At 63.0% G+C, this 10,000-nt stretch carries 12 protein-coding genes; 7 read left to right on the top strand and 5 right to left on the bottom strand.

Annotated features, from left to right (window positions below):
* Positions 1 to 1,184, top strand: a 1,184-nt coding sequence (locus LDL37_RS03700; RefSeq protein ID WP_290794525.1) for a sialate O-acetylesterase, incomplete at its 5' end; no start/stop codon positions are given.
* A gap of 91 nt (positions 1,185 to 1,275) precedes the next feature.
* On the opposite strand, the gene LDL37_RS03695 is transcribed toward LDL37_RS03700, so the two are convergent.
* Complete coding sequence (locus LDL37_RS03695) at positions 1,276 to 1,476, bottom strand: DUF465 domain-containing protein (RefSeq protein WP_013479202.1); 201 nt, start codon at positions 1,474 to 1,476, stop codon at positions 1,276 to 1,278.
* Between the two features lie 239 nt (positions 1,477 to 1,715).
* Between LDL37_RS03695 and LDL37_RS03690 the strand changes: the two genes are divergently transcribed.
* The 3 genes from LDL37_RS03690 to LDL37_RS03680 all read left to right on the top strand — a co-directional run bounded on the left by LDL37_RS03690 (position 1,716) and on the right by LDL37_RS03680 (position 3,306).
* Complete coding sequence (locus tag LDL37_RS03690; RefSeq protein ID WP_290794518.1) at positions 1,716 to 2,294, top strand: UbiX family flavin prenyltransferase; 579 nt, start codon at positions 1,716 to 1,718, stop codon at positions 2,292 to 2,294.
* Positions 2,287 to 2,793 (top strand): TIGR02444 family protein, encoded by a 507-nt coding sequence (locus LDL37_RS03685; protein WP_290794515.1) that lies wholly within the window; start codon positions 2,287 to 2,289, stop codon positions 2,791 to 2,793. Before LDL37_RS03690 ends, LDL37_RS03685 begins: the two co-directional genes overlap by 8 nt.
* 84 nt (positions 2,794 to 2,877) lie before the next feature.
* Entirely contained in the window at positions 2,878 to 3,306 is a 429-nt protein-coding gene (locus LDL37_RS03680) for a DUF465 domain-containing protein (RefSeq protein ID WP_232037104.1), read from the top strand.
* 43 nt (positions 3,307 to 3,349) lie between these two features.
* Here LDL37_RS03680 and LDL37_RS03675 read toward each other — a convergent pair whose 3' ends face one another.
* Positions 3,350 to 4,243 carry a hypothetical protein gene (locus LDL37_RS03675; RefSeq protein WP_290794511.1) on the bottom strand — a complete coding sequence of 298 codons (894 nt, stop codon included), beginning with the start codon at positions 4,241 to 4,243 and terminating at the stop codon, positions 3,350 to 3,352.
* A gap of 254 nt (positions 4,244 to 4,497) precedes the next feature.
* Here LDL37_RS03675 and LDL37_RS03670 point away from each other — a divergent pair, with 254 nt between their 5' ends.
* The 3 genes from LDL37_RS03670 (at position 4,498) to LDL37_RS03660 (ending at position 6,421) form a co-directional block, all read left to right on the top strand.
* Positions 4,498 to 4,905, top strand: a complete 408-nt coding sequence (locus LDL37_RS03670) for a thioesterase family protein (RefSeq protein WP_290794508.1) — start codon at positions 4,498 to 4,500, stop codon at positions 4,903 to 4,905.
* 11 nt (positions 4,906 to 4,916) lie between these two features.
* The gene (locus tag LDL37_RS03665; protein WP_290794505.1) at positions 4,917 to 5,741 is read left to right on the top strand and encodes a protein phosphatase 2C domain-containing protein; all 825 of its coding nucleotides are present in this window, start codon (positions 4,917 to 4,919) and stop codon (positions 5,739 to 5,741) included.
* A 116-nt stretch (positions 5,742 to 5,857) separates the two neighbouring features.
* The gene (locus LDL37_RS03660) at positions 5,858 to 6,421 is read left to right on the top strand and encodes an OmpA family protein (protein WP_290794502.1); all 564 of its coding nucleotides are present in this window, start codon (positions 5,858 to 5,860) and stop codon (positions 6,419 to 6,421) included.
* 59 nt (positions 6,422 to 6,480) lie between these two features.
* On the opposite strand, the gene nagA is transcribed toward LDL37_RS03660, so the two are convergent.
* The 3 genes from nagA to LDL37_RS03645 are packed head-to-tail and all read right to left on the bottom strand — an operon-like array spanning position 6,481 to position 9,796.
* Positions 6,481 to 7,617, bottom strand: a complete 1,137-nt coding sequence (gene nagA / locus LDL37_RS03655; RefSeq protein ID WP_290794499.1) for an N-acetylglucosamine-6-phosphate deacetylase — start codon at positions 7,615 to 7,617, stop codon at positions 6,481 to 6,483.
* Positions 7,614 to 8,513: a BadF/BadG/BcrA/BcrD ATPase family protein gene (locus tag LDL37_RS03650; protein WP_290794496.1), complete on the bottom strand. Its 900-nt coding sequence runs from the start codon at positions 8,511 to 8,513 to the stop codon at positions 7,614 to 7,616. The genes nagA and LDL37_RS03650 overlap by 4 nt, the downstream gene beginning before the upstream one ends.
* An 11-nt stretch (positions 8,514 to 8,524) precedes the next feature.
* Positions 8,525 to 9,796 (bottom strand): sugar MFS transporter, encoded by a 1,272-nt coding sequence (locus LDL37_RS03645; RefSeq protein ID WP_290794493.1) that lies wholly within the window; start codon positions 9,794 to 9,796, stop codon positions 8,525 to 8,527.
* Positions 9,797 to 10,000 lie beyond the last annotated feature (204 nt).

The following is a 10,000-nucleotide window of genomic DNA, read 5'->3' as shown; positions in this document are numbered from 1 at the left end:
GGCCGGGGACACCCTGGGCGGTGACGCCGCAGGCCCTGACCGGCTGGGCCGCCGTCCCCGATGTCAGCCGCAATTTCGAGGACTGGGGCGTCAAGGCCCTAAGCGACTACAACGGACCGCTGTGGTACGCAGTTACGGTCAAACTGACGGCTGAAGAGGCGAAACAGGGGGCGACGCTCAGCCTGGGGGCCATCGACGATATCGACCTGACCTTTGTGAATGGCCTCGCCGTCGGCTATACCTCGGCCCCGGCCGATGCGCGCCATTACAAGCTTGCGCCGGGTACGCTGAAGGCCGGGGACAACGTCATCGTCGTGCAGGCCGTTGATCTGTGGGCCAAGGGCGGCATGTTCGGCGACGCCGTGCGCGAGCTGCGGCTGGCCAACGGCACGGCCAAGCCCTTGCAGACCGGCTGGCGCTATTGGCAGCCGCCGCAAAACGTGCGCTTCCCGCCGACCGCGCCGTGGGACCCGACCGGCGGTTTGATCACCCTGCATCAGGCGATGATTGCCCCCATCGGGCCTTACGCCCTGACCGGAGCGCTGTGGTATCAGGGCGAGTCCAATACCGGCGAAGCGGCTAAGTACGAGGCGCTGATGGCCGGGCTGATGGCCGACTGGCGGCAGCAGTTCGGGCCGGACACAGCCTTCCTGTTGGTGCAACTGGCCAATTTCGGGACCATCCCCACGGCGCCCGTCGAGTCCGGCTGGTCAGGGGTGCGTGAGGCGCAACGCCGCGCCGCACTGAATGACAAGCGCGCCGCCTATGCCGTTACCATTGACATCGGCAATCCGCTCGACATCCACCCGCGTGACAAGCTGACCGTGGGCAAGCGCCTGTCGCGTGCGGCGCAAAGCCTGATCTATAAGGCCTCACTGTCGCCCTCCGGTGGCGTGCCGATCGAAGCCACCCGCGCCAACGGGCAGGTAAGCGTGCGCTTCGCTCACCTCGACGGTGCGTTGAAAACCAGCGATGGACAGGCGGCTGTGCGCTTTGAACTGTGTGGCGAGGGCATCGGAAGCTGTCAGTACGCCGAGGCTCGCCTGACCGGTGACGCGCTGGTGCTGAGCGGGCCTTCGGTGGCTTCGGCCACCCGCGTACGCTACTGCTGGGGGGACTCGCCGGTGTGCAATCTCACCGACGCCACTCTGCCAGTCAGCCCGTTCGAAATAGCGGTCAAGTAGCGAACAGGCTCCTGAACCCGGTTGGTTTGCAACAAAAAACGCCGGAGGTGTCCCCTCCGGCGTTCGTGTTTCAAAAAGCCATCACCCCCCGTCACTGGAGAGTCTCATACGTTCGTTCCTGTCGCAGAGTGGCTTTGATGGTGTCGATTTCATCCTTCAGTTTCAACTTCTTACGCTTAAGTTCCTTGAGATAGAGCGAGTCCGCCGAAGGCGAACGCGATTCGCGGGCGATGGTGTCCTTGAGGACCTGATGACGGTGATCAAGTTCACGCACTCTCGCTTCGATGCTCATGAGCTATCTCCTTTGCTCGTAAGACTGGGCCGGAAGAGGATACTGCCGACCGGAACCCCATCCCTTTTCCCACATGCTCCGTGGTCGGATCGAGGCCTGAACACGTATAGGGAACACCCAAAACGCTTTACTGTGTAATCACGATCCATTACATCCGATCACGGATTTGCGAGATTCATATTTAGTAAAAGCTTAATCTTATGAGCCACTTATTGTGGCAACAAAAAGGACGCGCGGCAATGGCGGAAGCTAATCAAAGACTTATCGTAGCCATATCCGGGGCGTCCGGTGCGGTCTATGGTATCACCGCACTGCGAATGCTGCGTGAGCTTAAGATCGAAAGCCATCTGGTGGTGTCGCGCGCGGCGGCCCTGTCCCTGAATGCCGAAACCGACCTGACGATTGGCGATCTCAACGCCCTGGCCGATCAGGTGCATAAGGTCGGCGACATCGGGGCGACGATTGCTTCGGGCTCTTTTCGCACACTGGGGATGCTGGTCGCCCCGTGCTCGATCAAGACGATGAGCGAAATTACCACGGGCGTGACCTCCAACCTGATCAGCCGGGCCGCCGATGTGGTCCTGAAAGAGCGGCGGCGACTGGTGCTGATGGTGCGCGAAAGCCCGCTGCATCTGGGGCATCTGCGCACCATGACCGCCGTAACCGAGATGGGGGCCATTGTCGCCCCGCCGGTGCCGGCCTTCTACACCCGCCCGCAGTCCTTGCAGGAGATGGTGGATCAGAGCGTGGCGCGGGCGCTTGACCTGTTCGGCCTCGAGGCCCCGATGACGCGCTGGAGCGGGCTCAAGGGTGAGTGACTCAGGCACGACCTTCTGGGACTGGGCGCTGACCGCCTATGCGGGCGACGGCGTGCCGTCAGTGTGCCTTGAGTTACAGGACACGCACGGGCAGAACGTACCGCTGGTGCTGTTTGCTGTGTGGGCCGGGGTGCGCGGCGTGGCGCTGGACGAAGAGACGGCGGAGGCGGCGGTCGATATATCGCGCGCCTATGCCGATACAGTCGTCGTGCCGTTGCGCAGCATCCGTCAGCGGATGCGCGCGGTGGTCGGGGACATGGACGACGCCCACCGCGAAGCCTTGCGCACACGCATCAAAGGGCTGGAGATCGAGGCCGAACGCGCTCAGATGGAAGCTTTGGCGGCATTGGTCGGGGGCGGCTCGGCTGAACCGGAAAAGGCGGCGCGCGACAACCTGCTGGCCGTGGCGCGGCTATGGGCGGGGGTTGTGCCGCGAAATCCGCTGAATGCCTTCTGCGATGCCCTTTCGGAGCGCGGTTTTTTGAGGTATAATGCTTAACATTCACAGGCCGTCCGGTGCATACACGGGAACAGCCTGGCCCTTTCAGAATGTCCCATTCAGAACGAACCGGAGCTGGTCCACATGCACGATGACAGCAATATCCGCGCTCTTTTCCGTCCCGACTCGCTGCAACTGGTGAAAAACACGCCGGTCGAATCGAGCAGCGACCTCGAACGCCGGGTGATCCATCGTGAAGACCTTGATCACAGCAATCTGGAACTGGTGACCGAAGAGGCGCTGGAATACCAGAAGGACGACCTGGAACCCGTCCTGCGCGAAACCGATCCCGCCATCGCGTCCCTGCCGCTGGATGCCGAAACGGTCAATCTGCGCACGCAACTGGCGCACCTGCGTCAGGAGCATAAGGATCTCGATGATTCGATTTTGGCGCTGGAAACCATGCCCCTGCCGGATCAGATCCTGATTGCGCGCCTGAAGCGTAAGAAACTGGCCGTGCGCGATCAGATCAGCACGCTGGAAGACCGCATCCGCCCGGACATTATCGCCTGATATCTCCTCCCCATTGCGGCGCAAAGGGGAGGAGGGTTGAGGCCTAGTCCTGATTGCGCTGGCGGCCGCCGATGGCTCCGGCCACGGCGCCGATAAAGGCACCGATCAGCAGCGACAGGAAGCTGTAGATCATCACCTTGGCCCACGCCTTGCGCGCCTCGTCGGCGGCTTCGAGCGTGGCGTCGCGGGCGGCCTTGGCCTGAGCCAGAACCGTATCGACGCGCGCCGAGGCATCCGCTTCGCTGAGATTGGTGCGCGCCGCGATCAGTGAGGCCAGATAGGCCTTGTCCGCCGGTGACACATCGCCGTGCTCAATACCGTAGCTAAGAATGCGCCCGGTTTCGGCGGTCACATCCGGCAGGGTCTGACCCGCCGGCGCCCCCGCAACGGATGCGGTGGGATTGGCCGAGGCGCGGTACAGCATGTCGGTATAATAGGCCGTTGTCGGATCGCTCCTGTCGCCCGAAGCGGCCCCGGCAGCGACGGTGGCCCCGGCTTGCACGCCGGAACCCACAACCGCACCGGCGACGCTTGCCAGTACGGCAGCCGTGAACAGAGTCGCGACGGCCCAGGCGAGGAAGCCTTGCGCCGTATCGCGGAAGAAGGCTTCGTCCTTATCGACGCCGACATAGGTCTTGCGCAGGCGTCCCGCCAGATAGCCACCCAGCGCCGAAGACAGCCACTGCATGACGATCAGCCAGATGGCCGCACCGACGGTCAGCCTGGCGGCGGTTTCACCCATAGATTCCCACGGGGACACCGAGGACAGGCCCAGCCCTTGCCCCAGCATTAGCAGCATCAGGGACAAGGCCGCCGCGGCGGCCGCTCCGGCCAGAATCGACGGCCAGCAGGCCCCGGAACCGGGCGTCACCTCGTAATAATCGTCTTCATAAAGGTCCGCCTGTGCGGATTGAACCGCCGGATCGAGCGCTTTCATGTGATGCCCTCACTCAGCGGAACAGAAGCGCCAGCAGGATGATGACGGGGATCGGCACCCCCAGAAGCCACAGCAGAACGGCACGGCCCATGATCGTATCTCCCTATGATGATCGGTCTCCTCAGCTTGGGCTTTTCGCGGTGGGTTTGCTGTGCCGGAAAGCGAGCCGTTTGTAATTTCACCGTAAAGGGGACTTGCGGTTTCATCTTGCCGGGCGCGCTGTGGACCGCTACCAGCAATACCGGAGGTGCCCTATGCTCAACCGTGTCGAAGACGGCGTTTTCATTACCACGCTCAAGGTGCGCGATTCCGAATGCGACGCGCAGGGCGTGGTCAATAACGCCAACTATCTGGTCTATATGGAATATGCGCGGCACGAATTTCTGGAGCATCAGGGCGTCAAGTTCGCCGATCTGATCCCGCAGAACATCTTCCTGATGACCTCGCACATGGAGATCGACTTCGTGAACTCGCTTACCGGCGGGCAGGTGTTCGAGGTGCGCTCAAAGGTGCGGCGCGAACGCGCCAAGATCATATTCGATCAGCAGGTGGTGCGCGTCGCCGATCAGGCCGTGTGTATCCGCGCGCGCGTCGATGTGATTTGCAAGGTCGACGGCCGCCTGACGCGCGGTGAGTGGTTTGACGCCTATATGCCGGTTTAAAGGAGCGCCTGATGCGTATCGTGTCTCAGGGATCGAATCGCGGAGGCGTCTATAATGAAGACGCGCTGGGGGCAGCGGGCGACGCCGTGTGGCTGCTGGATGGGGCCACGTCGCTGGGGCCGTCGCGCATGGCGGGGACCAGCGACGCCGCGTGGTTTGCGCACTTCGTTTCAGACAGGCTGGCCGACACGACCGGCAGCGTGCATGAGCGCCTGAGCGCGGCCATCGAGGCGGCGCGGACGGTTTATGAGGCGGCTGGCCCCTTGCCCGACGCCCCGTGGGCCATGCCATCGGCGGGGGCCGCGGTGATGCGACGTGAGGGGGACACGCTGGAAATCGGCGTGCTGGGTGACGTCAAGGTGTGGCTGATCGCCCCGGACGGCGCGGTGACGGCCCTGCCGGGCGGTGAGGTGCTGGAAGCGCTCGATGCGGCAGCACTTGAGCGACTGGTCGCCATGCGCGCCGAACAGGGACCGATCGGACTGAAGGCGGCGCGGTCCCAGCTTGATCCGCTGTTGCGCGATAACCGCTCGAAAATGAATAGGCCGGGCGGGTATTGGGTGTTGAGCCTCGATACGGCCTGTCTGGCGGGGATGCAGGTCGCGCGCGTCCCGGTGGCCGGCGTGCACTCTGTGCTGATGGCTACGGACGGTTTTTACGACCTGTGGGGGGCCTATGGTGTGCCCTTTGCCGAGGTGCGGGAGGGGCTAAAGGCCGGGCAGGGGGACGCGCTGATCGAGCGCTTACGCAACATCGAACGCGCCGATCCGGAAGGGCTGCGCTACCCGCGTTTCAAGCCGCATGACGACGCCAGCTGGGTGCTGACCGAAATATAAAAGGACGATGCGGTTCGCAACCGACGGCCAGCACGTGCCCTTTTTCGGTCGATTTTTGCCTTATCAATCAAAGGGCGTGGCGGAAATGGGTGGATTCGTGAACAGAAAGGTTTTCGATGACGCGTTTAAAATCCGGGGCCCTGCTTGTGGCGATCCCCCTTATGCTGTCCGTGACGGCCTGTGCCAGCCACAAGTACGTCGATGACAAGATTACGGCGACCAATGGCCGCATCGACCAGCAGGAGACCCGTCTCACGCAACTCGATCAGACGACGCAGGAGGCGTTGAGCCGCGCCACGGCGGCGGGCAAGCTGGCCGAAGGCAAGTTCAACTATTCCGTTGTGCTGAGCGATGATTCCATCAGGTTCGACACCGATAAGGCCATTCTGTCTGAGCAGGGCAAACAGGTGCTGGCCGACCTCGCCGCGCGGCTGAAGCGCGACAACAAGAATGTCTATCTGGAAATTCAGGGCTTTACCGATTCGACCGGGACGGATGACATCAACTATCGCCTCGGCAATGCCCGCGCCGACAGCGTGAAGCGTTTCCTGAACAGTCAGGGCGTGGCGCTGAACCGCATGGCCTCCATCTCCTATGGGGCGGAACAGCCCGTTGCACCGAACACGACGCGCGAAGGCCGCGCGGCCAACCGCCGGGTGGTGATCGTGGTTCTGTCGTAATCAAAACGCCCGGCTGAGCGATCAGCCGGGCGTTTTGTGTTTTTTCAGCTTCAAGCCGGTTACGCGGCCTTGCGCAGGGCCTCGTCCGACTGACCGCCGATCCAGACGCCGCGCACCTGAAGGTCGGCATCGAGCCATACGAGGTCGGCGCGCGCACCGACCGCCAGATGACCGTAGGTCCTGGGCAGCTTCATGAAACGCGCGGGGGCTTCCGAGGCCATCATCGAAGCCGTTTCCAGCGGCAGGTCCAGCATCTGAACGCTGTTGCGCACCGCAGTGGCCATATCGAGATCGGAGCCAGCCAAAGTGCCGTCCGGCCCGACGCAGACGCCGTTTTCGACGCGGATATCCTTACCCATCAGGTTAAAGTGCTTGGTGGCAGAGCCCACCGTCGGCATGGCGTCGGTCACCAGCATGAAGCGGTCATGCGGGCGGCTTTTCAGCGCGATCTTCAGGGCCACCGGATCGACGTGTGCCCCATCGACGATGATGCCGGCATAGATGTCGTCGCTTTCGAGCACGGCCCCGACGACGCCCGGCGCGCGATGCGACAGGGGCGACATGGCGTTATAGAGGTGGGTGACGCCGGTGATGCCGGCCTCAAAGCCGCGTCGGGCTTCGGCATAGGTGGCGTCCGTGTGCCCGGCGGCGATAATCACGCCCGCCTCGGCCAGTGCTCGGATGTCCTCCGGGGCGGCCAGTTCAGGGGCCAGCGTCACCAGCACCTTACCTGCTTTGAGCGAGGACAAGAGCTGCACGGCCTCGGCATCGAGGCGGCGGAACTTGCTCTCGTCGTGGGTGCCCTTGCGCTTTACATTGAGGAAGGGGCCTTCGATATGGATGCCCAGCACGCCGGGTACGCCCTGAGCGATGGCGGCTTCGGTGGCGCGCAGGGCCTTGTCCACCACGCTAAGATCATCCGAAATCAGGGTGGTGAAGAAGCCCGTCGTGCCATAGGTGCGATGCGCGGCCCCGATGGCGGCAATGGCTTCGGCGGTCGGGGTGTCGTTGAACAGGACACCGCCCCCGCCATTGACCTGCGTGTCGATAAAGCCCGGCAGCAGATAGCCGCCTTCGAGATCAAGCCCGCCGGTTTCGGCCCCGATGGCGGTGATATGGTCACCGTCGATGGTCAGGGAGCCTTCGACGACGCCGACCGGCGTGACAAGGCGGGCATTGGAAAGGGTAAAACTCACGAAACAACCTCACTAGTAACCGAACTCAGGCCATTGCCTGCGCCCTTGGCCATCAGCAGCGCGCCTTCGATGGCGTCCTGTTCCGGTGTGGCCAGAAGCGGCCGGGTCCACGGGGCCAGCCATGGCGTCAGTACGCCCGCCATGCCGCCGACAAGGCAGACCTGCGCGGCCCCCAGCTCGTTCAGCCGGCGGATATAGCGGCCCAGATCACGGGCCGCCTGTTCGATCAGGGCCACGGCCACGGCATCGCCGTCCTGCGCGTGCGACAGGATCAGCGGGGCCAGCGTCCCGTAGTCCTTGGGGCGCGCCGTCGTCGCCCAGGCTACGACCTGCGACGGCTGGTCGTTGAAGCGCGCCATCACGGCGTCGGTAAAAGCGCTGCGCGGCGCAAGGCCATCATAGGCGTGCAAGGCGACGCGCGTCGCTTCGCGACCCAGAACGGCCGCAGATCCATCGTCGGAGACTTCAAAGCCCCAGCCGCCCACCGCATGGCCCTTGCCCTTTACCCAGGCATAGCCCGCCGAACCGGTGCCGGTGATCAGAATCGCGCCGTCGCGGCCCGAAAAGGCCCCCAGCACGGCGGCGTGGGCGTCGGTTCCAGCCGACGCAAAGGCAAAGCGCGGCCCGGCGGCAATGGTGCGGGCGGCGTCTTCGGCGGTGGTGATACCGGCCAGACCCAACCCGATCGCTGTGCGGGCAAAGGCGTCGCGCGTCAGTCCGGCCTGCGCCAGCGCCTGATCCGTGGCTTCGAGGATGTGGCCCCAGACGAGGTCGAGCCCCAGACGGATATTGGCCGACCCGCTCATGCCTTCGCCCAGAAGGCGACCTTCGGCGTCACGCAGACGCGCGCGGCAATTGGAGCCGCCGCCATCTATGCCGAGGAAGTACTGCGTCATATCCACGTCCTTTACCCCTTGGCCGCCACGCGGCTGCCGAACAGGGCGAAGAACAGGATATAGAGATAGGCCGGCGCCATCACCACGAGGAAGGCCGTCTGGAACGGTATGGCCTCAGCCAGACCAACATAGAGGCGCGGCAGGATGGCCCCGCCACAGATGCCCATGATCATCAGGGCCGAGCCGATCTCGGTATGACGGCCAAGGCCGCGGATGCCAAGTGGGAAGATAGCTGGCCACATCATAGCATTGGCAAAGCCCAGAGCGGCTACGAAACCGACCGAGACATAGTCCTTGGTCAGAAAGGCCCCCAGAGTGAACAGCACACCCAGAATGGCTGAGAAGGCGAGGTATTTTTCCTGAGAGACAAAACGCGGAATGACGATCCAGCCGACGATATAGCCGACCAGCATCCCGGCCAGGGTCAGCGAGGTGAACAGGACCGTGCGGTCGAGCGGCAGGCCAAAGGCCGCGCCATAGGTGCCGATGGCGTCACCGGCCATCACCTCAACGCCCACATACAGGAAGATACACAGAACGCCGAAGAACAGGTTGGGGTGGGCGAACAGGCCCTTGCCGCCTTTTTGCGAAGGGATTTCAGCTTTCGACTCGCCCTTCAGTTCGGGCAGGGGCGATTTCAGCACGAAGACAGCCAGCGCCACCAGCAGGGCGGCCATGCCCATATAGGGCCACAGTACCTTTTGCGCGAAGCCGCTGAGCAGCAGTTCGCGGGCGGCGGGGTCGGTCGTGGCCTCAAGCTTGGCCCCGAACTCGGTAATGCCGCTCATCACCAGAGCGCCGAAGACGAAGGGGGCGGCGATGCCGGCCAGCTTGTTGAAAATGCCCATGACGGCGATGCGCTGCGCCGCCGATTCAATGGGCCCGACGATGGAGATATAGGGGTTGGCCGCCGTTTGCAGCAGCGCCAGACCCGCGCCGATGGTGAACAGGCCCGTCATGGCCCCGACATAGATGCGATGCGTGGCGAACTGCCCGAACATGGCGGCGCCCACCGCCATGACCAGAAGCCCCAGCGCCATGCCCTTCTTCATGCCCGTCACCTTCAGGATGAAGGCCGAAGGCAGGGCCAGCACGAAATAGGACATGTAGAACACCATCAGCACCATGAAGGAGCCGACATCATCAAGGTCGAAGGCGAACTTGACGAAGGTGATCAGCGGTCCGTTCAGCCAGGTCACAAAACCGAAGATGAAGAACATCAGGCCAATCAGGCCCATGGTTACGACAAGACTGGGGGCTTTTTCCGGGGGAGACGCATTCATGATCTATAGGACCTATTCTGCATTTTGGTATTGTCCAGATAGGAGGGCAAAATCGCCATTCTGTCTATAGAAAACTTGGTTTCAATTGTTTGGGGGGTGATTTCTACCGCCGCAATGGTCGCCTCTGACGGTAAAATTGGATATGAATTGGGCTAAATGGCGGCCTTAAACCTTTAGGATCCAGCCCTTGCGGCGCAGATATTC

It is taken from the genome of Asticcacaulis sp., assembly GCF_020217185.1.
Classification (GTDB): domain Bacteria; phylum Pseudomonadota; class Alphaproteobacteria; order Caulobacterales; family Caulobacteraceae; genus Asticcacaulis.
The sequence above is the reverse complement of the archived record's forward strand: the minus strand, read 5'-3'. Positions and strand labels throughout refer to the sequence as shown.